This window comes from Pseudobutyrivibrio sp. LB2011 (assembly GCF_000701765.1).
In the GTDB taxonomy this organism is placed as follows: domain Bacteria; phylum Bacillota; class Clostridia; order Lachnospirales; family Lachnospiraceae; genus Pseudobutyrivibrio; species Pseudobutyrivibrio ruminis.
On the sequence record NZ_JNJS01000009.1, the window covers coordinates 32,697 to 55,648 of the forward strand.

Genomic DNA, 22,952 nt, shown 5'->3' on the forward strand with positions numbered 1-22,952 from the left:
ATCAATACCTCATTTCTATAAAACTAAGTGTACTTAGAATTTTTCATCTTCCATATACTTCATGTATTTTACAACCATTAAGGCAATTTTGAAAGTGATTGCATCTTCAAAAACTCGTAAATCTAATCCTGTGCTCTTTTCAAGCTTATCAAGACGATATACAAGAGTGTTTCTGTGAATATATAACTGTCTAGATGTCTCAGAAACATTTAAGCTATTCTCGAAGAATTTATCAATAGTTGTAAGAGTCTCTTCGTCAAAATCATCAGGAGATTTGTTATCGAAGATTTCTGATATAAACATCTTGCAAAGTGGAATAGGTAACTGGTAAATAAGACGTCCTATTCCAAGAGCTGAGTAGGCAATGATTTTCTTCTCATTAAAGAAGATTTTACCAACATCCATAGCCATAGAAGCTTCTTTGTAAGAACGAGAAACCTCTTTGATTTCACCAACAACTGTACCATAAGAAACGCGAATATTCTTATTATCCTTGTCATGGAATGCATCGATTATAACTGCAGCAATTTTATCTACATCCTCGAATGTATCATTCTCTCCAAGTTCCTTAACTACAATAATATTGTGCTCATCAACTGCTGTCACAAAATCCTTTGTCTTGCCGCCAAATACTGAGCGAACTCTATCAAGCTCGTCGCCGTCTTTGTCTGGGCCAACTTCAACAATCATAACAACTCTTCGCGCATTAATATCCACATGAAGCTTCTTAGAACGATTATAGATATCAACAAGAAGTAAGTTGTCGAGAAGCAAATTCTTAATAAAGTTATCTTTATCGAAACGCTCCTTATAAGCAATCATTAATTCCTGTACATGGAAAGCAGCAATCTTTCCAACAGTAGATGCTTCTTCGTCATCCCCTTTGGCTAAAATAACAAATTCCAACTGCTGATCATCAAATACCTTAAAGAAGTGATACCCTAAAGCCACCTGGCTATCTGCCTCAGATGCTGCAAACACAGCTATAGCGTCTGCAAACTGAGCTGTATCATTAAAAGTAGATGCGCATACAACACCGTCAGAATCAGTCACTGCTAAATCTACTTTTGTAAGCTGATGTAATCCTTCAATTGTATTTTGCATGATTTGATTAGAAATCATAGGTCGTACCTCCTGATTAACTATGCAATATTAACAATGCCAAAACCTTTTTTTGCATACAAATTCACATAACCTATGCTCATTCTAATATAAATAACCAAAAAATGAAATAGTAAACTTATATTTATTTATGCAAATTCACAACTAGCCATAAAATTGCAATTATGTGGAGATTTTGTGAACAGAAAATCAAATCCGGCTATTGTCAGATAATATGCAGCATATTCAGATATTTTTTCTTCTCTTTTAAAGTCAAGCATATTAAGCAATTTTACAAGTTTTGTTGATTTAAGACAAAACAAGCGTTCTCGAAAATTGTGGATAACTTTTATGATTCGTTCACAATTTCTGTGGATAAAGTGGATAAATGGTTTACAAGTCCGAATTTACGTGATGATTGTGTGATTTTTTGTTGAAAAAATATTTCATTTCCACATTGTCTGAAATTATATTCTAGTTTAACAATTTCTGTTTTTGTGCAAATTTTCACTAAACGGTTCCAGTATTCCAAAACATGTTTTCTGACAATTGGTGTCAAATTATTATAAATATTATTATTTTAACTGTTCTATCCTAACGGATTCACAATATAACATTTCGCCTTATATCATAAAAAAGGCACCGCCTAAATGCGGTGCCTCAAAATTCTTTAATTAGAAGATTCTTCTGATTGCAAGAATCTGCTTGTAGTTTACATTTGAATATGTAATACCAGTTCTGTATGTAGACGCATGGAGTAACTGACCGTTACCAGCATAAATACCAACATGACCTGAGTAACAAACGATATCACCTGGCTGCATCTCATCATAAGATACTCCATAACCAACGCTACGAAGTGCACTTGATGAATGAGGTAAGCTTACACCAAATGCTGAGTAAACACTCATTACAAATCCTGAACAGTCTGTTCCGTTTGTAAGAGATGATCCACCGTAAACATATGGATTACCTACAAACTGTGCACCATAAGCAACTACTGAGCTTCCATCTGAACCAGAAGGAGCTGAGTATGACTTGCTTGATGAAGAAGATGAAGATGATGAGCTTGCTTTCTCAACTGCAGCTGCTGCCTGAGTAGCTTTCTTAGCTGCTTCCTGAGCCGCTTTCTTTTCTTCCTCTTCCTTTGCTAATCTTGCGATTTCAGCGTTCTTAGACTCTGCTACTGTAAAGTCTGTAGAAAGATCAACGTAATCTGTGCTGACATAACCTTCACCAGCGTTACATGTAACCTTTACCCAACCTGTATCAGCCATTGACTCATCAATAACTGTAAGGTCATCACCTACAGGAATCAAATCTATGATGTCGGATTCTGTAGTAGCTTCCTCACGAACGTAAAGAGTAGTTGTCTTAACTGTAGCTAAGCGTCTTGAAACTTCCTTTGCAAGTTCCTGATCACCCTGAACTACGTATTCGCTCTTTACATAACCTGTAACATCACCAGATGTGATAAGTAACCATGTACCATCTTCTGCCTCAACAGTTTCAGAAACTGTAGCAGCTGAGTTGTTATATAACTTTCCGACATAATCGCTATCAGCTGATGCCGACTCACGAATATATACGAAATTATCTACCTGAGCAATTGCAATATCTGCATATGGATTGTCCTCAGATGCAGCAACAGTACTAGCTTCGTTATCTGCTAACTGTGATTCTGCAGCAAGTATATTTGCATTTGCAATCATATCATTAACTGAAAGCTGTGCACCTGCGAAAGCAGTATAGTCTGTTGTTTCTAAAACGCCTGTTGCACTAGATAATGCGCTGACACCTGATGTAGCTGTAGCAGCACTAGCGCTAAATGAAAGGCTTGAAACAACAACACAAGCAGCAAGTGTATAACTAACAGCTTTTGTCATTTTTGAATTCATTCTGTAAAAAAACCTCCGAATTTGTTACAAACTTATTACAACTGTTGTCATTATATAATCTAACAGTGAATGTGTCAAGTCCGATTTAACCCTGCATTTTCTTATAATCTGAAAATATGTTGAGTTTGTAACATTTTAGTAAACTATTTTAAATTTAAATAATTGGTTATAGATGTTATTGCATTCGCCCCATCAGCGGTTGCAGTAATTACCTGACGTAATTGCTTTGTTCTAACATCTCCTGCTGCAAATACTCCTGGAATATTAGTCTCGCATGTTTCGTCTGCAACAATATAGCCTCTTTCATCTAATGAAGGAAGACCCGAAATAGTTTTGGTGTTTGGCACTGTACCTACCGCAATAAATACACCATCTACTTCTAGTTCTCTTTCTTCATTTGTTTTCTTATTCTTAATAAGAAGTTTTTCAACTGAATCATTTCCAATTATAGATTCAACTGTGGAATCCAATACCAACTCTACATTATCAAGAGACTTGATTTGGTTTTGTAAAACTACAGCTCCTCTAAACTCATCTCTTCTATGAATAAGATAAACTTTTTTGCAGGTTCTAGCTAAATAAGCTGCATCCTCGAGGGCTACATCTCCACCGCCAACTACAGCCACTACCTTATCTTTGAAGAATGCACCATCACATGTAGCGCAGTAAGAAACGCCCATGCCTGAAAACTCATCCTCACCAGGACATCCAAGCTTTCTGTTTGTTGCTCCGGTAGCAATAATAACTGTCTTAGTCTGGAAAGTTTCTTTTTTAGTAACAAGCTCTTTTGTCTGCCCATTGTCTACTATGGAAGTAACACGACCTCTAGCGAACTCAACTCCAAGCTTTTCACAATGCTGCTTCATAGCCTCTGCCAACTCGGTGCCTGATACTCCCGGAATACCAGGATAATTATCTACCTCGTATGTGTTGAGTATCTGACCACCGCTGATAGAACTTGTGTCTAATACAAGAATATTATAGCCAGCTCTCTTACCATATATTCCAGCAGCAAGGCCAGCAGGCCCCGCTCCTATAACAATAACATCATAAACCATAACACTTCTCCGAATTTATTTGATTGCAATTGCCTCTGCTTCCAAGAGAACATCCTTTGGAATACGAGCAACTTCAATACATGAACGAGCTGGAAATGGCTCTGGGAAGTACTTTGCATATACTTCATTAATTGCTGCGAAATCATCCATGTTTTTAATGAAGACTGTTGTTTTAACAACATTTCCCATGGATGTACCGGCTGCCTCTAACAATGCGCTCATGCTCTTGAATACTCTGTCAGCCTGTGCTGCAGCACCTTCAGGAATAACACCTGTTTCTGGATCAACTGGAATGATACCTGATGTATAAACCATTCCATTTACCTCGATGGCCTGTGAATATGGGCCAATTGCTGCTGGCGCAGCTGTTGTTGAGATTACATTTTTCATAAGTATGTCCTCCTTATAGTTTGCGTATCTTTCCATCTACTAAGGAAATCTTTCTTTCCTTGTAGAGTCTTCCAATAGCACGTTTAAAAGCTGCTTTTGAAAGACCTGTTTCCCTTTTTATAACTTCTGGTGATGCCTTTTCTGAGAATGGCAATACACCAGCATAGCTATCTATTAAATCAAGTAACGCTTCTGCATCATCTTCCATTTGGATGTATGCTTTATCTCTGATTGTAACATCGCATTTACCGTCTTCTTTGATGCCTGTGATGCGAACCATAAGAACATCGCCAACTCGGTACTTGCTAGTATCCTCATGCCTTGGAATCATTGCAGAATATTTATCCTCGATAGCAACGAAAGTGCCAAAGTCATGTCCAAATTCGTAAATTCTAGCTTCTACTTCGTCACCAACCTGATATGGTGGTTTTGTAGAAAGCATCTCGTATAAGCCCTTCATGCTGGCGCAAAGGCGCTGACTTTTATCGATGTACACTCTAACTAAAATCTCGTCACCCTCAGATGGCTGCTTTGTCATTTCCTTGAAAGGAAGGAATAAATCTTTTTCTAATCCCCAATCAAGGAATGCACCTACTTTATTGACCTGGCTAACTGAAAGAACACCCATCTGGCCAAAAGTAAGCTTTGGAGTATTTGTTGTACAGATTAATCTATCCTTAGAATCCTTGTATACAAATACCTTTAGCTCATCTCCGATTTTGGCATTCTCCGGAACCTGCTTCTTTGGCAAAAGAACTCTTTCTGTTCCATCTGAAAGATAAACACCAAACTCAACTTTCTTTTCTATTTTTAAAACTTGTATTTCGCCTAATTTCATTATTTGTACTCCACTATTGTATAAACTTCATCTTCTTTTTTGAGAACTACCTGATATCCCTGTTCTATTTTTCCTATATACACATCTAGCTTGTCATCTAACAATGCTGCTTTTTTGTAGTTGATATTGATTGTATTGAATGACTGCTCTGGTAAGTAATAACGGGTGACATCTATGTAGTGAGAGTTATTCATGTGGTTGTTTGTGTCCAAATATCTGTCTGTAACTGTAAACTCTCCAACTTTTTCTATGTCTGCACTGAGCCTTAACTTGTTGTGATTTAAATCAAACTGAGGAAGGCTTGCATCCTCCGGATAAGCTTTTGCAATTTCTTCTGTAAATCTGGATGGTTTGAGCTTATCCAAATCCATAAGTACCCAGAGGGAATCTGCATAAACCAAAACCTCTCCATCCTCGGTTTCGATTGAATAAAGACGGTGCGCCATCATGCCTCTAACCTGATATGGCCATGTGCATACCTTTACTTTCTCTGAATACCTTGGCAATCTTTTAATATGTATTTCATAGCTTGTCACAAACCAGCCTAGTCTTTTGGGAGCTAAATAATATACACCAACGCCAACATCATCAGAATGAAAACAGCTACAGTTTTGCATGTAATTAACTAAGCCAAAATATGTGAGATCAAGATTAGCATCAACTTCACTGTATTTAATTCTGTCCTGATACGAATACATCACTTACCTCCAAAACCACCGTTAGCAAATATTATATATTAACAGTTTGATTTGTTCCATAAATTTCAGGTAAAAAAAAGACCTAAGCTAATGCTTAGGTCTTAGCTGGCCCACAAGGATTCGAACCTTGAAATGACGGAGTCAGAGTCCGTTGCCTTACCATTTGGCGATGGGCCAATATTATTCGCTGAGCGCTTTGTTTCAACTGCTTTACCGCGTCAACGAATGCTATTATAGAGCATAGATTTTAAAATAGCAAGCACTTTTTTCAACTTTTTTTAAAATTTTAAAATCTGGCCATCTAAAATATCGAATTTAACCTGCGAATCCCACGTAATTTCGGCATTTCCCGCAGTTTTGTCTGCGATAATTTTTTCTAGATTTTCTTTAAAATTACATTCGACTACAGAAGAAATTATTACTTCCGCTCCAAAATCTGTATTTAAAATTGGAAGATTATTTTCTCTAAGAACATATTCTATTTTTCCATAACCATTGTAGTCTGTTTTTATTTCACATGGATATCCATCTTTAGGTTCAAGAATCTTGCAATTCTTCAGTCCCTCCTGGACAGCCGACTGATATGCTCGCACAAGGCCACCTGTCCCCAAAAGAACTCCACCAAAATAACGAGTCACCACTACTGCACAGTTATGAATGTTTTCTCTAAGAAGAACATCCAGCATAGGACGACCTGCTGTCTGCGCAGGTTCACCATCATCGTTGCACCTAGTGACTTCGTTGTTGTTTCCAATAACAAAGGCTGAGCAATTATGTCTTGCATCCCAAAATTCTTTCTTTTTTTCAGAAATAAAATCTACAGCCTCTTTTTCAGTTGTAACGGGGCAAATATGAGCAATAAATCTCGATTTCTTTTCTTCTATCTCCCCTGTTCCGCCTTCATATACAATTCTAAAAGTCTTATTATCCATGTGGTTTATTATAAAGGATAATTTTGGTATAATGAAGTCTAAATTGGAGGTTATTATGAATTACGGAAAAGAAAATGCAGCTAAGCAATCCGCTCAGCTTTCAGGACGTAAGAAGCGAAAACGTCACAGTGCCGGATTGGCCATTATTCGTATTTCGCTGATATGCATCGTCTCTGTAGTCGTAGCTGGTGGTATTTTTGCTTACCTCTATGCAAAGAATCTCATTGACCAGCTTCCAGATGTATCCACAATCGATATCTCACCAACTGGCTACATGAGTACAGTTTATGATTCAGACGGAAATGAAATCGAAACCTTAGCATCAACAGGTGCCAATAGAACCTATGTTACTTTAGATAATATTCCTATCGATTTACAACATGCTTTCGTTGCAATCGAGGATGCTCGATTCTATGAGCATAATGGTATTGATCCACAGGGTATTATAAGAGCAGCAATGCAAGGTATCCTGGACGGTTTCCATTTTTCTCAGGGTGCCAGTACAATCACCCAGCAGTTACTTAAAAATAACTACTTCACCACATGGACATCAGAGCGAACTAAGCTTGATAGTATTAATCGAAAAATACAGGAGCAATACCTAGCCGTTCAGCTTGAAAAAATAGTTAGTAAAGATGTTATTTTAGAGAACTACCTTAACAGTATCAACTTAGGTCAGAACACACTTGGAGTTGAAGCAGCAGCTGAGAGATACTTTAATAAATCTGTTTCGGATTTAACCCTTTCAGAATGCGCAGTTATCGCTGGAATTACACAGAATCCAACAAAATACAATCCTATCTCTCATCCAGAGGAAAACGCAACACGCCGTAAAAAGGTGCTTAAAAATATGTTGGATCAGGGTTACATCACAGAGAGCGAATACGAAACAGCTCTCGCAGATGATGTTTACGATAGGATTCAGGTACTCAACACCGAGATTTCTACATCATCAACTTCTTATTTTGTTGATGCGTTGACAGATGAAGTTATTGAAGATTTACAAACAAGACTTGGTTACACAGAAACTGAAGCTTATTCACTATTATATTCAGGCGGTCTTTCAATTTACTCTACACAAGATACTTCAATTCAAAATATCGTAGAGGAAGAAATAAACAATACTGACAACTATAAGGGAATTGAAAAATATTCATTCTCATATAGATTGACCATTACAAAATCAGATGGCTCAACTGCCAATTATTCTGATACCACAATGCTTTCTTATTACCAGTCAAGTAACTCTAGCTACACTCTTGAGTTTGACTCAGAAGAGGAAGCAGCTGCTGCAATCGAAGAATACAAGGCAGCAATTATGGAAGATGGCGATGAAATCGCTGGAGAATCTGTAACATACACACTTCAGCCTCAGGCTGCAATGACAATTATGGACCAATACACTGGTCAGGTTGTTGCAATGGTTGGTGGACGTGGCGATAAGACAGCAGCCAAGACTCTTAACAGAGCTACAGGTATTACTCGTCAGCCAGGTTCAACATTCAAGGTTATTGCTTGTTATGCTGCTGCACTTGATGCAGGCGGAATGACACTTGCTTCTGTTGAAAATGATATGCCAACTACATATGCAGATGGCACTTCACTTAAAAACTACAACAACACATACCTTGGCTGGACCAATATCAGAACTGCCATTACAAACTCTATCAACGTTGTTACTGTTGAAGTAATGGGCGATATCGGAACAAGCCTTGGCTTCCAATATGCAAAAGATTTAGGAATTACAACATTGACTGATGGCGATAACAACCAGGCTCTCGCTCTTGGTGGTATCACAAATGGTGTTACTAACGTAGACCTAACATCAGCATATGCTACAATCGCAAATGGCGGTGAATACAATTCACCAATCTTCTACACTACTGTAGTTGATCATCAGGGAAATATAATTCTTGATAATAGAGATAACACTTCAACTAGAGTATTAAAAGAAACAACTGCTTGGTTACTTACAAGCGCTATGGAAGACGTTATGACTTCCGGCACTGGTACAGCTGCCAACTTTGATGTAAATGGTATTGCTGTAGCCGGCAAATCCGGTACTACAACAAAGAATCGTGATACAGTCTTTGCAGGCTTCACTCCATACTATACAGGCGTTATTTGGGGCGGATTTGACGACAATACACCTCAAAGCTACACAACCTACTCAAAGGTTATTTGGAAGGCTGTAATGAGCCGAATTCACGAGAATCTATCTGCTAAAGACTTTACAATGCCAGATGGAATTGTTACTGCTCAAGTATGTAAAAAATCAGGCAAGCTTGCCATTGGCGGTGTTTGCGACTGCGACCCTCGAGGTTCTATGGTTTACACCGAGTACTTCGAGGAAGGCACCGAACCTACAGAATACTGTGATAAGCATTATCTCGGTACTGTTTGTACTCAGTCACACATGTTTGCAAATTCAGAATGTCCTGCCTACTCAGGAGTATTTATTGTAGGCGCAGCTGCCGGCACTGCTGACGAAGCATACGGCGTAGATGCTGCAACATTCGGAACATATTGCCCATACCACGGCGGCTACCAGATGCCAAATACCGGTGTGATTGGTGGTTCATCATCCACGACAAGTGATTCTTCCGGAGGCAGCGAAGGAACCATTCAAATAATTGGTGGCGAATAAAACACAACTCAAAAGGCCCCGCTCAATTAAGAGCGGAGCCTTTTTTATTATCATTATTTTATACTTCGAAAATCATGTCTCCGTAGCTTGGCATTGGCCAGCATTCCTTGTCTACAATCATTTCTAAGGCGTCTACAGGAGCACGAAGCTCTTCCATAGCCTTTATAACTTCATCGTGGTAGAAGTTGGCTTTTTCGCAGCTAGAAGCCTTCATAGTATATGCCTTATTGTTTGTCTCTTTAAGCTTTACAAGGGCTTCTTTTGCTTCACGTAGATGGTTAGATACCTTAATGAGAAGCTCCTTCTGTGTGCTTACATCAGCCTCAGGACAAGCATCCTGAATTGTACCGATAGAAAGTCCAAGCTCTGTAGCATAGCCTATTACAGCTGGAATAATCTGCTTAGAAGCCATATCTATCATGGTCTTAGCTTCAATATTGATTGACTTGATATACTGCTCATATTCGATTTCTGCACGTGATTCAAGCTCTACCTTTGAGAATACACCAAACTTTTCAAACATTGAAACTGTCGCATCTGTTGTAAGAGCAGGAATTGCTTCTACCAAAGAATTGATGCTTGGCAAGCCTCTCTTCTTTGCTTCTTCAATCCACTCTTCTCCGTATCCGTTTCCGTTGAATACGATGCGCTGATGCTCTGTAGCAAGCTTCTTAATCATATCATGAACTGCACTATCAAAATCCTTTGCTTTCTCAAGCTCATCACAAGCCTCGCAAAGTGCTTCTGCCATGATTGTATTGAGAACTACGTTTGGCTCGCCAACTGAATCCTGTGAACCAACCATTCTGAATTCGAACTTATTTCCAGTAAATGCAAATGGTGATGTACGGTTTCTATCTGTAGCATCTTTTCTAAAGTCTGGAAGTGTTTTAACGCCTGTAGCAAGCTTTTCACCCTTCTTTGACTTAGTAGCAGTACCAGTAGAGATAAGCTGTCTTAAAACGTCCTCTAACTGCTCTCCAAGGTATACAGAGATGATTACAGGAGGTGCTTCATTTCCACCTAATCTGTGATCATTACCAACGTCTGATGCAGATTCACGAAGAAGATCTGCATGTAAATCAACAGCCTTAAGAACAAGACAAAGCACAAGCAAGAACTGGATGTTCTCATGTGGTGATTTACCTGGCTCAAAAAGATTGATTCCATCGTCTGTAACAAGTGACCAGTTATCATGCTTACCTGAACCATTTACGCCTGCGAATGGTTTTTCATGGAGGAGGCACTGTAAACCATGGCGGTTTGCAACCTTTCTAAGAGTCTCCATGATAATCTGGTTGTGATCAACTGCAACGTTGCACTGTGCATAGATTGGTGCAAGCTCGTGCTGAGCTGGAGCAACCTCATTATGCTGTGTTTTAGATGAAACGCCGAGCTTCCAAAGCTCAATATTAACATCACGCATATAAGCTTCAATTCTCTCTGGAATTGAGCCAAAATAATGGTCGTCCATTTCCTGTCCCTTAGGTGGCATTGCACCAAAGAGTGTACGACCTGTATACATTAAATCCTTACGGGCAAGATACATTTCACGGTCAATAAGGAAGTATTCCTGTTCAGCACCAACTGAAGGAATTACACGCTTAGAATTTGTGTTACCAAATAATCTAAGAAGTCTGATTGCCTGCTCTGATAAAACTTCCATAGAACGAAGCAAAGGTGTTTTTTGATCCAAAGCTTCTCCTGTGTATGAACAGAAAGCTGTAGGAATGCAAAGTGTTGCACCTGCTGCATCCTGTCTAACAAATGCTGGAGATGTTGGATCCCAAGCAGTATATCCTCTTGCCTCAAATGTGGCTCTAAGTCCTCCTGAAGGGAACGATGATGCATCTGGCTCACCTTTTATAAGCTCTTTACCAGAAAAGCTCATAAGCACCTTACCACTTGGCAGTGGAGCAGAAATAAATGAATCATGTTTTTCTGCTGTAATACCTGTAAGTGGCTGGAACCAATGTGTGTAGTGGGTTGCACCCTTCTCAATAGCCCACTCCTTCATTTCGTGTGCAATAACATCAGCAGTCTCTAAATCAAGCTCTTCTCCCGCAAGAATAGTCTGCTTAAGCTTCTGATAAGTCTTCTTTGGAAGTCGTTCCTGCATAACTGTATCGTTAAATACATTTTCTCCAAAGATGTCTGCCACATTAAAATATTCTTCCATTTATAAAGTATCCTTTCCCATAACATATATAAAGAAAGACAATCAGCAAGGATCCCCACCGATTGTCTTCCATAAAGCTCATAAGAAAGCTAAATCGGGCAAACCGATTAAGCCTTTCCAACTGAACCGAAAAGTTCCATCTTTTCTTTAACTGTTGCCTTGATAGCATCTGTACCAGGAGCTAAAAGCTTACGTGGATCGAAGCCCTTACCCTCAAGGTCCTTACCAGCCTCAATATATTTACGTGTAGCGTCAGCAAATGAAAGCTGGCACTCTGTGTTAACGTTGATCTTTGAAACACCAAGCTCGATAGCCTTCTTGATCATATCAGCTGGGATACCTGTACCACCGTGAAGTACGAGTGGCATAGCACCTGTCTTCTGCTGAATAGCATCAAGTGTCTCGAAAGAAAGTCCCTGCCAGTTTTCTGGGTACTTACCGTGGATGTTACCGATACCTGCTGCAAGCATATCTACACCAAGGTCAGCGATTGTCTTGCACTCGTTAGGATCAGCACACTCGCCCATACCTACAACACCATCTTCTTCACCACCGATTGAACCAACTTCGCACTCGATAGAAAGGCCAAGTCCGTGAGCAACATTAACAAGCTCTGTAGACTTTGCAAGGTTCTCCTCGAATGGATAGTGTGAACCATCAAACATGATTGATGTGAAACCAGCTTTGATGCACTTGTAGCATCCTTCGTATGTACCGTGATCAAGGTGAAGTGCTACAGGAACTGTAATTCCGAGCTCCTCGTCCATAGCCTTAACCATAGCAGCTACTGTACCGAAGCCTGTCATGTACTTACCAGCACCCTCAGATACACCAAGGATTACAGGTGAGTTAAGCTCCTGAGCTGTAAGAAGAATGGCTTTTGTCCACTCAAGGTTATTAATGTTGAACTGACCAACTGCATAGTGGCCTGCTTTTGCTTTATCAAGCATTTCTTTTGCAGAAACTAACATAATTATATCCTCCATATAATCGTTTTTGGGTTCTAAAGAACCCCATCTACCGCAAATTTTAACATAACGTAAAATTCTATTCAATAGCTATTTCAAGGGCACTGTTCTCGTCTACGACGTTAACAACCTTATGATTGCCACCGAATTCTCCGTCCAATGTCCATGGGACATCTTCACTACATGTAAACTTTATTTCGCTGGTTTGGAAACTGTATACCATCTCTGAATCTGGAATAATACCAGTCATAAAGCCTAGGATTTCATTGAGCTCCATTGGGTTGCGTGGCATTTTGATTAATGTTGCCTCAAACACACCATCGTTCAAACCAATATTGCCTCTTATGATACCCTGAAAACCGCCGACAGACTTTGAATTAGTAATCATGCCATAAATAAACTCATCATAAATAACATTGCCATCATACTCCACCTGCATGCGGAATGATGGTATATCGCGAAGCTGTTTAGCTCCTTCGATTATGTATGCAGCATGTCCTAGAAGATTCTTTAAATCTTGTGATGTGGCATAAGAAACTTCTGTAAAAATACCAAATGCAGCCACATATACAAATGAATCTGAATTGAATCTACCTATATCACATGGAAATAGTTTATCAGAAACACTAATCTGCGCTGCATTTAACATGTTCTTATCTATACCAAGTGAATTTCCAAAATCATTTGTTGAGCCAGCTGGAATATATCCAATAGGCTTTCTTTCTGATGGAGCCAACTGCATCATACCAGTAACCACTTCATCAAGTGTTCCATCTCCACCAGAGCAAACGATTCTATCGAAATCCTTGGACTGTTCAATTGTCTGTCTTGTTGCATCGCCACCAGACTGTGTAATATGTACACTAACCTGATAGCCAGCCTTAATCATTATATCCAGAATGTCAGCCAGATGTTCTTTTATCTGCCCTTTACCAGAGCGTGGATTGATAATAAATAATAATCTTTTTGACATATATCCCTCGATAATAATTTATTTTGTAAGGAAATCAGCAAGTTCTGTGACAGCCTTTTCTTCATCATCTCCTGTAGCATCAATAACTACCTTTGATCCTGAAGCTAATACCAAACTCATCATACCCATAATACTTTTAGCATTAACCTTCTTTTCATCCATCTCGAAATAGATTGAACTTCCAAACTGGTTAGCTAACTGCACAAGGTGTGCTATTGGTGTAGCTTCCATTGAATTTGTCATCTGAATAGTAACTTCTTTTTGCATGACGTCCTCCTGAAAAACTAAATAAAACCTAACGCTGGCCTGCTATAACTGTTCTGCCATTTGAACCAGCTTTTTCAATCGATGATTAACTCCTGACTTGCCTATAGGTGGATCTAAGTACTGTCCCAAGGCTCCTAGCGGTGTGTCTGGATTATCAAGTCTTACCTGAGCAATTTCCTGTAGCTGTGGTGGCAATGTATCAAGCCCCAGCTTTTCATCCAAAAGATGAATTGCTTCGATTTGTCGAACAGCTGCATTAACTGTTTTGCCGATGTTTGCTGTTTCGCAATTGACTTTTCGATTGATTGTGCCTCGCACCTCTTTAACTACCCTGATGTTTTCCAACTCCATTACTGAGTGAGCGGCTTCCATAACACGTAATATTTCAACGATTTGTGCGCCTTCTTTAAGGTATACAACATATTTACCATTTCTGCTAACATATTTTGCTTCCACATCGAATGTGTTCATAACCTTTGTTAGCTGCGAAGCCATAGCTTCTGTGTTGCATACAATCTCAAAATGATATCCCTTATTGGGATCTGAAATGGAGCCTGCCGCCAAAAACGCTCCTCGTATAAATGAACGCTTACAGCATGGCTGTTGGATAACTAAATCGTTTGCTATCTCACTATCATCGGATAGCTTAAGCATTTTTTTAGTCTCCAATAAGACATCAGTAGACAGTGCTGTGACATCTTTTCCTATATTAAGTGTTTTATTTAATAAAGTAAAGACTTTTCTGTTTAATGGTTCATCTGAATAGTTCTGAAATGCATTTATTCCTTCCATAAGAAAAATGCCAGACATCTCTGCCACCATACAATGCCTACTTTTAGGAATAACAGAAAAGAGTTCCTCTTTTACATCTTTTGAAAATGACAATTATTTTCCTCTCAAAGCATCCTTGCCTATATCACGATGCTCAATTTTAAGTCCATAAGACTCATCATGATTTAGTGCCTCAAAAATCTCATCTGCCAGGCATACACTTCTGTGTTTACCGCCTGTACATCCAACTGCAATAACCAGCTGATTCTTTCCTTCTTTTATATAGTTAGGAATCAGGAACTTGATTAAGTCAGTTGTTTTCTCCAAGAAAATCTGAGACTCCTCATATTTTAAAACGAAATCCTTGATTGGCTGGTCGTTTCCTGTGAACGGCCTAAGGTCTGTATCATAGTATGGATTTGGTAAGAATCGTACATCAAAAACCAAATCCGCATCTTCTGGAATTCCGTACTTAAAGCCAAATGAAATGATAGTCACGAAAAGGCTCTTGTAATCTGCATCATCAACAAATATCTTTTCAAGCTCTTCCTTTAACTCTCTTGTTAAAAGATGGGTTGTGTCGATAACATAGTCTGCCTCATCACGTAAAAATCCGATAGATTCTCTTTCCTGCTGAATGCCTGCTGCAATTCTTTCTCTACCAGAAAGTGGATGATTACGTCTGGTCTCTTTGTATCGTTTAATTAACACATCATCCTCTGCATCCAAGAACAGAATAGAAAAATGTTTGTTGTCGTTGTCTAATTCCTGCAAAATGTCCGGCAAAAGCTTCATAGCTCTACCATTACGTACATCTATTCCAACAACAATCTTTTGATCAAAGGCGCCATTCTCAGCCAATTCAACAACGCTCTTTAACAATTGGATTGGAAGATTGTCCATGCAATAGTAGCCCATATCCTCCAGCATTTTAAATGCTGTGTTTTTACCTGCACCTGACATTCCTGTTAGAATTAATAGCTTCAATTTACGTTCCTCCCTATAATTCGAACCTCTGGAACTAAATGAACTCCAAATTTATTAAATACTTTATCATTAACATCTGACATTAACTGTAAAACATCAGCTGCTGTTGCATCGCCCTTATTCACTACAAAGCCACAGTGTTTTTCTGAAACCTGGGCACCACCTACAGTATATCCACGCAATCCAGTGTCATCAATAAGCTTTCCAGCAAAATATCCCTCTGGTCGCTTAAAAGTAGAACCTGCGCTTGGGAAATTAAGTGGCTGTTTTTCAGTGCGCTGCTGTCTGATTTCGTCAATTCTAGCCTGTATTTCTTCTGGATTTCCTTGACTAAGCTTAAGAACAGCAGAAAGAACATATCCTCCATCTTCCATTAAAGATGAATGACGATAGGACATTGATAATTCCTCTGGTGTAACAGTTTTCTGCTCCATTGATGGAGTAAGAATAAGGACTGATTCGATTATGTCCTTCATTTCCCCGCCATAGGCTCCTGCATTCATAAATACTGCACCACCTATTGAACCTGGTATTCCTGATGCGAATTCCATTCCAGTAAGCCCTGCTTTTGTAGCTTTGTTAGCTACAGTTGAAAGCAAAGCACCTGCTTCTACAACCACTGTATCACCATTGATTGTTATGTCATTTGATTGTTTACCAAGGGAAATAACAACACCTTCGATTCCCTCATCAGACACTAGCAAATTGCTTCCATTTCCTATAACAATAAATGGAATCTCCTGCTCTTTAAGAAATTGAATTAAAGGAATAATAGAGGCATAATCCGGCTCGATATAAATATCGGCCGGACCTCCTATTCTAAAAGTCGTATGACTTTTCATTGCTTCCTCTAAAAGGATTAAAGATTTTGGAAATTGTGCTTTTAATTCTTCTGCTAATTTCTGGTATTTCTCATTAAGCATATTTAATAAACGCCTCGTATCCTAATAATGCTTCGTATAAATCAACCTTTGAAATAATCTCACATGGAGCGTGCATAGAAAGAACAGCAACACCTGAGTCAATTACCTGCATGTTGTAATTGCCCATGATGTAGGCGATTGTTCCACCGCCACCCTGGTCTACCTTACCAAGCTCAGCTGTCTGCCAGAATACATTGTCCTTGTCCATGATGTCACGAACCTCTGCAACATACTCAGCGGATGCATCGTTTGAACCACTCTTACCTCTAGCGCCTGTATACTTGTTAAATACAAGACCACGTCCGAGATATGCTGAGTTGTTCTTTTCAAATGCTGATGCATAGTTTGGATCAAATGCTGCAGATACATCTGACGAAAGAACCTTGCAGTTTGTAAGAGCTCTGCGAAGCTTAAGCTCTGAATAATCTCCTGTAAGATTGTAAAGCTCTGCGAAAATATTCTCGAAGAATCTAGATTCCATACCTGTTGCGCCTACAGAACCAATTTCTTCTTTATCTACAAGAAGGCAGCATGCTGTCTTCTTTAATTTTTCCTTGCAATCAATAAGTGCCATAAATGATGAGTAAGCACATACTCTATCATCGTGACCGTATCCTAAGATCATTGAACGATCAAAACCAAAGTCTCTAGCTGGACCGGCTGGAACAACTTCGATTTCTGCTGAAATGAAATCTTCTTCCTCAATATCGTACTTGTCTTTGAGAAGCTTAAGAATATTCTTCTTTACAGATTCCTTTTCCTTCTCGCCCTTTTTGTCAAAGCCTGGGATGCTTCCTACGATAACATTGAGGTCTTCACCTTCTACTACCTTTGCACCCTTCTTATCCATCTGGTCTGCTGCAAGGTGAATAAGTAAATCTGAAATACCAAATACTGGATCATTCTCATCTTCACCTACGTTAACAGGCATTACTTCACCTGTCTTTTTAACAAGTACACCGTGAAGTGCAAGCGGAATAGTTACCCACTGGTATTTCTTGATACCACCATAATAATGAGTGTCAAGTAATGCGATATCTGAATCCTCATATAATGGGTTCTGCTTTAAATCCATTCTTGGGCTATCGATATGAGCACCAAGAATGTTCATGCCAGACTCTAAATCCTCTGTACCTACAATAAATAAAGCAAGCTCCTTACCCTTATTTACAGCGTAAACCTTTTCTCCTGCTTTAAGCTTCTTACCACTTGCAATAGCTTCATCAAGATTCTTAAATCCTGCTTTTTCAGCCTTTTCTACAAAGAATGAAACACATTCTCTTTCTGTTTTGCATGTTGATAAGAACTTTCTATAGTCTTCACCAAAGGCCATAACCTTTTTCTTATCTTTTTCTGAAGTATACTTACTCCAAGCATTCTTACGTTCCATAAGATTTGCATCTCCTATCCATTAATATTATTCTGAACTCGCCTGTAAAGCTCTTCAGCAGCATTGTAGCCCATCTTCTTCTGACGATGGTTTACTGCGGCAGCCTCACAAATAATAGCGAGATTTCTACCTGGTCTGATTGGAAGTGAGTGACATGTTACATCAATTCCTAGAATATTCATATATTCATCTGTCATACCAAGACGGTCATATTCTTTTTCCTTTGACCAATCCTCAAGCTTAATAACTAAATCAATACGCTGCTCATCCTTTACAGCCTCAACACCATAAAGTGATTTAACATCGATAATTCCAATACCTCTAAGCTCAATAAGGTACTGTGTGATTGATGGTGCGCGTCCGTATAATCTTTCGTTGTTTGGACGACGAATTTCTACTACATCGTCTGATACAAGTCTGTGACCACGACGGATAAGCTCCAATGCTGCCTCTGATTTACCTATTCCAGATTCACCAGTAATAAGCAAACCTTCACCATAAACATCAACTAATACTCCGTGAATAGTTGTGTATGGTGCAAAGTCTTTATTTAAAGAATATATCAAAGCTGACATAAACTCTGATGTAGCACGATCAGTTCCTAATACAGGAACATTTGCCTTAACAGCTTCCTTGAGTAATATTTCTCCTGGCTTTTCACCTCTACAGAAAATTACACATGGAATATCATATGTTAATAACTGTGCAAAGCTTTCTGCTTTTTCTTCATCTGTCTTTTTATTTAAGTACGCTGCTTCTACATTTCCAATAACCTGAATTCGGCTTGAATCAAAATGCTCATAAAATCCGTGTAGCTGAAGCGCTGGTCTATTGACATCTGCAACTGTTACCTGAGCCTCTTCAAGATTAAGCTCTGGTGTGAAATTGGTAAGATTAAATCTTTCCTGAATTGTTGCTACTGATACAAATTTATTATTTGCCATAAAAACCTCCCATCTACTGAAAATTCATAGACTATTTTAGCTCATTTTCTGCGGAATTAATAGGGTGAAAGTAATTGTATACATTCTCTGCTGCTTCTTTACTCATAGATTCTGTATCCATCAAATCTTCCACTGTGGCATTTGCCATTTTTTCTGCAGAAATATATTTTTTCATAAGGGCCTTGCGTCTCTTTGGTCCAATGCCCTCAATATCATCAAGAAAACTTCTAACCTGTCCTTTGCTTCTGAGGCTACGATGATATTCTATTGCAAATCGATGTGCTTCATCCTGAAGTCTTGTAATTAACTGGAAGCCCTCAGAATGTGTATCTATAGGTATTTCTTCATCCTTATAGTATAGGCCTCTGGTTCTATGATGATCATCCTTTACCATACCTGCAATAGGAATGTGAAGCCCTAATTCAGCCATAACCTGCTCTGCAATGTGCACCTGTCCTTTACCACCATCCATCATTATAACATCAGGGAATTTGGTAAAGCTGTCTTCTATTACACCGCCATTTTCTTCAAGTTCTTCTAGGCCGTGAGAAAAACGACGAGTCAGCACCTCATGCATAGATGCGTAATCATTTGGACCTTCAACGGTTTTGATTTTGAATTTACGATAATCCGAGCGCTTTGGCTTACCTTTTTCAAATACTACCATTGAGCCAACTGATTGGAATCCTGAAATATTTGAAATATCATATGCTTCCATTCTACTTGCTCCTGGAAGTCCTAATATATCAGCTATTTCCTTCATAGCTCCAATTGTGCGGCCCTCTTCTTTCTTGATTTTTTCTCTATCCTGATCCAAAACCATCTGAGCATTTTTTGCCGCAAGTTCTACAAGCTTTTCCTTAGCTCCACGCTTAGGAGTTCTTATGTACACTCTGGAACCCTTTTTATTTGTAAGCCATGTTTCAATTAATTCCGATTCAGTCATTTCAAACTGAACAAATATTTCTCTAGGGATAAAAGGTGTACCTGTGTAGTAATCCTTAAGGAAGTATTCAAGCAAATCTTCATCTGTATCATCCACTCGAACATTGATAAAGAAATGCTCTCTGCCAATCATTTTGCCACCGCGAATAAAGAACACCTGAACAACTGCATCCTCTTTGCCCTTCGCCATAGCAATGATATCTCTATCCTCGCCATCAAGCTGGGTAGCTTTCTGCCTTCCTGCACAGGCCTTTACTGACTCAATCAAATCTCTGTAAAGGGCAGCCTTCTCGTAGTCCATATCCTCAGATGCTGCAAGCATTTTTCTTTGAAGATCTTTTATTGTATCGGCGTAATCTCCATTTAAAAACTCGATTACTTTTTCTACGTTTTTACGATACTCTTCCACAGGAACATTTCCCTGGCAAGGGCCTAAGCACTGACCAATATGATAGTTCAAGCATGGTCTGTTCTTACCAAAATTTTCTGGAAGCTTCTGGGAACAGGTTCGTATCTTATATAATTTTTGAACTAGCTCGATGGTATCGTGAACAGCTCCTGCAGATGTGAATGGGCCAAAAAACTTACTACCATTCTTTTTCATCCTTCTCGAAAACAGCACTCTTGGATATGCTTCCTGTAAAGTAACCTCAATATATGGGTAGGTTTTATCATCGCGAAGCATAGTATTATACTTTGGACGATATTCCTTTATTAAATTACATTCTAAAATAAGAGCCTCTAATTCAGAGTCAGTGACTATAAACTCGAAATAATCAATATTTGCCACCATCTGCTTTTTCTTGAGGCCCTCATCATGGCTTGGTTGAAAGTATTGTCTCACTCTGTGACGAAGAGACAACGCCTTACCTACATATATAATTTCATCATTTTTTCCGTGCATTAGATAAACTCCCGGTTGATCCGGGAGTTTACTAAGGTCTTTTTCAGTTACCATATAAATTACTCATCAAAAATGCTATCTTTTACCACATTCTGTGGATCATTATCATCGTCAAAAAGACTATGTCTTTCTGGTTCTTTCTTTTCTTCTGGATCAGGAATTCCCTTTATTTCTCTAAAGATTGACATGAACTCCTTACCTGTGATTGTCTCATGCTCAAATAGATAGTCTGAAATCTTATCAAGGCATTCCATGTTGTCTGCAAGAAGCTGCTTAGCCTTTGCATATGCATCTGTAATCATCTGAAGAACTTCTTTATCTATTTCTGCTGCTGTATTTTCGCCGCAGATTAATGATGCTCTTCCATCAAGATACTGGCTCTCTACTGTTGCAAGTCCCATCATTCCAAACTTTTCAGACATACCAAATCGAGTAACCATTGCTCTGGCAATCTTTGTAGCTTGCTCGATATCATTAGCTGCACCTGAAGTGTACGAACCAAATTTAATATCTTCTGCTGCTCGACCACCCATATATGTAACAATCTTTGCAATTAACTCGTCCTTAGTCTCAAGGAACTTTTCTTCTTCTGGAGTCTGAAGAGTGTATCCCAACGCTCCCATTGTTCTAGGAACAATTGTAATCTTCTGAACTGGCTCAGCATCCTTTTGCAATGCAGAAACAAGAGCATGTCCAACTTCGTGATATGAAACGATTTTACGCTCCTTCTCACTCATCGCTCTATCCTTCTTTTCCTTGCCGCCAACTGCTACAAGTTCAAATGCTTCGAATAAATCTTTTTGATTTACAAACTTGCGCTTATCTTTGACTGCTAAAATAGCTGCCTCGTTAATGATATTTGCAAGATCAGATCCAACAAGACCTACTGATGCAAGTGCGATAGCATCCAAATCAACTGTCTCATCCATCTTTACATCCTTGGAATGAACCTTAAGGATTTCAAGACGTCCCTTCTGATCTGGCTTATCAACGATGATTCGTCTATCGAAACGACCCGGACGAAGTAATGCTTTATCAAGTACCTCTGGTCTGTTTGTAGCTGCAAGGATAAGTAAGCCCTTGTTTGAATCAAAACCATCCATCTCTGAGAGAAGCTGGTTTAATGTCTGCTCACGCTCATCGTTACCGCCGCCATAATGTGCATCACGGCTCTTACCAATGGCATCAATCTCATCGATGAAAACGATACATGGTGCTACTTTCTGTGCTTCCTTGAAAAGGTCACGTACACGTGAAGCACCAACACCAACAAACATCTCTACGAAATCTGAACCTGCAAGTGAAAAGAATGGAACACCAGCTTCACCTGCAACTGCTTTTGCAAGAAGTGTTTTACCCGTTCCTGGAGGGCCTACTAAAAGAGCACCCTTTGGAAGCTTAGCACCAATTTCTGTGTACTTACGAGGGTTATGTAGGAAATCTACCATTTCCTGAACTGATTCCTTTGCCTCATCCTGTCCAGCTACATCCTTAAAAGTAACTCCAGTAGCTTTTTCCATATTGTAGAGCTTGGCATTTGATTTACCAACGCCCATTGGGCCACCACCCATACGTTTCATAAAGAAACCAAGAAGCACCCATAACAATACGATTGGCAGAACAAATGAAAGTACGTTATAGATAATTGCCGCTGTGGAGTCAGCAATTGTTCCTTCATACTCTACGCCGTGTTCATCTAACTTATCAAGCAAATCATCATCACGAAGATATGCTGTATAAAGCTTTACAGATGTGGACTGGCCTGTGCTTTCATAAATCTGCTGAAGCGCACTTGCCTCATCAGATGACATACCATATGTTTCACCCTCAACAAGAGTAATATTGATGACATCGTTATCGAAGTTTACTTCTGCAACTTTATCATCTTCGACAAGCTGTAAAAACTCTGTGTAAGTAATCTCCTGATTTGAATTTGAACTAGCCCCTCTGTACATCATACTTGTAAAGAAAAGTGCCACAAGCACTAATATTCCTAAAGTGTAGAAAGGCTGACGATTATTCTTTTTATCTCCACCGTTTTGGTTGTTATTATTCTCGTTCACAACTGCCTCCGTTTTGTAGAAAATTCTTATATTAATTTATCATAAAATAGTGGAAAAGTAATGATTTTAATAAAAT

Annotated in this window: 19 protein-coding genes and 1 tRNA gene; 1 reads left to right on the forward strand and 19 read right to left on the reverse strand. The window is 39.0% G+C overall.

Annotation, left to right across the window (positions count from 1 at the left end; genetic code table 11):
- Positions 1-33: 33 nt before the first annotated feature.
- The 8 genes from T375_RS11345 to T375_RS11380 all read right to left on the reverse strand — a co-directional run bounded on the left by T375_RS11345 (position 34) and on the right by T375_RS11380 (position 6,915).
- A complete protein-coding gene (locus tag T375_RS11345; protein WP_033153146.1) occupies positions 34-1,122 on the reverse strand; it encodes a PucR family transcriptional regulator in 1,089 nt (362 codons plus the stop codon).
- Positions 1,123-1,775: 653 nt separating this feature from the next.
- Entirely contained in the window at positions 1,776-2,999 is a 1,224-nt protein-coding gene (locus tag T375_RS11350) for a C40 family peptidase (RefSeq protein ID WP_044938615.1), read from the reverse strand.
- A 143-nt stretch (positions 3,000-3,142) separates the two neighbouring features.
- Positions 3,143-4,057 carry a thioredoxin-disulfide reductase gene (trxB, locus tag T375_RS11355; RefSeq protein WP_044938618.1) on the reverse strand — a complete coding sequence of 305 codons (915 nt, stop codon included), beginning with the start codon at positions 4,055-4,057 and terminating at the stop codon, positions 3,143-3,145.
- A 15-nt stretch (positions 4,058-4,072) separates the two neighbouring features.
- Positions 4,073-4,447 carry a RidA family protein gene (locus T375_RS11360; RefSeq protein WP_033153141.1) on the reverse strand — a complete coding sequence of 125 codons (375 nt, stop codon included), beginning with the start codon at positions 4,445-4,447 and terminating at the stop codon, positions 4,073-4,075.
- Positions 4,448-4,460: 13 nt separating this feature from the next.
- Positions 4,461-5,285, reverse strand: a complete 825-nt coding sequence (locus T375_RS11365; RefSeq protein ID WP_044938620.1) for a CvfB family protein — start codon at positions 5,283-5,285, stop codon at positions 4,461-4,463.
- Entirely contained in the window at positions 5,285-5,983 is a 699-nt protein-coding gene (locus T375_RS11370; RefSeq protein ID WP_049960420.1) for an acyl-[acyl-carrier-protein] thioesterase, read from the reverse strand. The genes T375_RS11365 and T375_RS11370 overlap by 1 nt, the downstream gene beginning before the upstream one ends.
- A gap of 105 nt (positions 5,984-6,088) precedes the next feature.
- Positions 6,089-6,160, reverse strand: a tRNA-Gln gene (locus tag T375_RS11375).
- 101 nt (positions 6,161-6,261) lie between these two features.
- Positions 6,262-6,915, reverse strand: coding sequence for a YigZ family protein (locus T375_RS11380; RefSeq protein ID WP_044938622.1), 654 nt, complete (start codon positions 6,913-6,915; stop codon positions 6,262-6,264).
- Positions 6,916-6,970: 55 nt separating this feature from the next.
- On the opposite strand from T375_RS11380, the gene T375_RS11385 reads away from it, so the two are divergent.
- A complete protein-coding gene (locus tag T375_RS11385) occupies positions 6,971-9,562 on the forward strand; it encodes a transglycosylase domain-containing protein (RefSeq protein ID WP_044938625.1) in 2,592 nt (863 codons plus the stop codon).
- Between the two features lie 58 nt (positions 9,563-9,620).
- Here T375_RS11385 and T375_RS11390 read toward each other — a convergent pair whose 3' ends face one another.
- From T375_RS11390 to ftsH, 11 genes are all read right to left on the reverse strand, one after another.
- Positions 9,621-11,741, reverse strand: coding sequence for a glutamine synthetase III family protein (locus T375_RS11390; protein ID WP_044938628.1), 2,121 nt, complete (start codon positions 11,739-11,741; stop codon positions 9,621-9,623).
- Positions 11,742-11,848: 107 nt separating this feature from the next.
- On the reverse strand, positions 11,849-12,712 hold the full coding sequence (gene fba / locus T375_RS11395) for a class II fructose-1,6-bisphosphate aldolase (RefSeq protein ID WP_033153129.1): 864 nt from the start codon (positions 12,710-12,712) through the stop codon (positions 11,849-11,851).
- 76 nt (positions 12,713-12,788) lie between these two features.
- Positions 12,789-13,682: a diacylglycerol/lipid kinase family protein gene (locus tag T375_RS11400; RefSeq protein ID WP_044938630.1), complete on the reverse strand. Its 894-nt coding sequence runs from the start codon at positions 13,680-13,682 to the stop codon at positions 12,789-12,791.
- Positions 13,683-13,700: 18 nt separating this feature from the next.
- Entirely contained in the window at positions 13,701-13,949 is a 249-nt protein-coding gene (locus tag T375_RS11405) for an HPr family phosphocarrier protein (RefSeq protein WP_044938633.1), read from the reverse strand.
- 42 nt (positions 13,950-13,991) lie between these two features.
- On the reverse strand, positions 13,992-14,834 hold the full coding sequence (whiA, locus tag T375_RS11410) for a DNA-binding protein WhiA (RefSeq protein ID WP_044938636.1): 843 nt from the start codon (positions 14,832-14,834) through the stop codon (positions 13,992-13,994).
- On the reverse strand, positions 14,835-15,707 hold the full coding sequence (gene rapZ, locus T375_RS11415) for an RNase adapter RapZ (protein ID WP_033153122.1): 873 nt from the start codon (positions 15,705-15,707) through the stop codon (positions 14,835-14,837). It lies immediately after the preceding gene.
- On the reverse strand, positions 15,704-16,630 hold the full coding sequence (gene murB / locus T375_RS11420) for a UDP-N-acetylmuramate dehydrogenase (RefSeq protein ID WP_044938638.1): 927 nt from the start codon (positions 16,628-16,630) through the stop codon (positions 15,704-15,706). The genes rapZ and murB overlap by 4 nt, the downstream gene beginning before the upstream one ends.
- Positions 16,623-18,020, reverse strand: coding sequence for an aminopeptidase (locus T375_RS11425; protein WP_044938641.1), 1,398 nt, complete (start codon positions 18,018-18,020; stop codon positions 16,623-16,625). Before T375_RS11425 ends, murB begins: the two co-directional genes overlap by 8 nt.
- A 14-nt stretch (positions 18,021-18,034) precedes the next feature.
- A complete protein-coding gene (hprK, locus tag T375_RS11430) occupies positions 18,035-18,964 on the reverse strand; it encodes an HPr(Ser) kinase/phosphatase (protein ID WP_044938645.1) in 930 nt (309 codons plus the stop codon).
- Between the two features lie 31 nt (positions 18,965-18,995).
- Positions 18,996-20,867 carry an excinuclease ABC subunit UvrC gene (gene uvrC, locus T375_RS11435; RefSeq protein ID WP_044938648.1) on the reverse strand — a complete coding sequence of 624 codons (1,872 nt, stop codon included), beginning with the start codon at positions 20,865-20,867 and terminating at the stop codon, positions 18,996-18,998.
- Positions 20,868-20,872: 5 nt separating this feature from the next.
- Positions 20,873-22,876 carry an ATP-dependent zinc metalloprotease FtsH gene (ftsH, locus tag T375_RS11440; RefSeq protein WP_081822045.1) on the reverse strand — a complete coding sequence of 668 codons (2,004 nt, stop codon included), beginning with the start codon at positions 22,874-22,876 and terminating at the stop codon, positions 20,873-20,875.
- Positions 22,877-22,952: the final 76 nt, after the last annotated feature.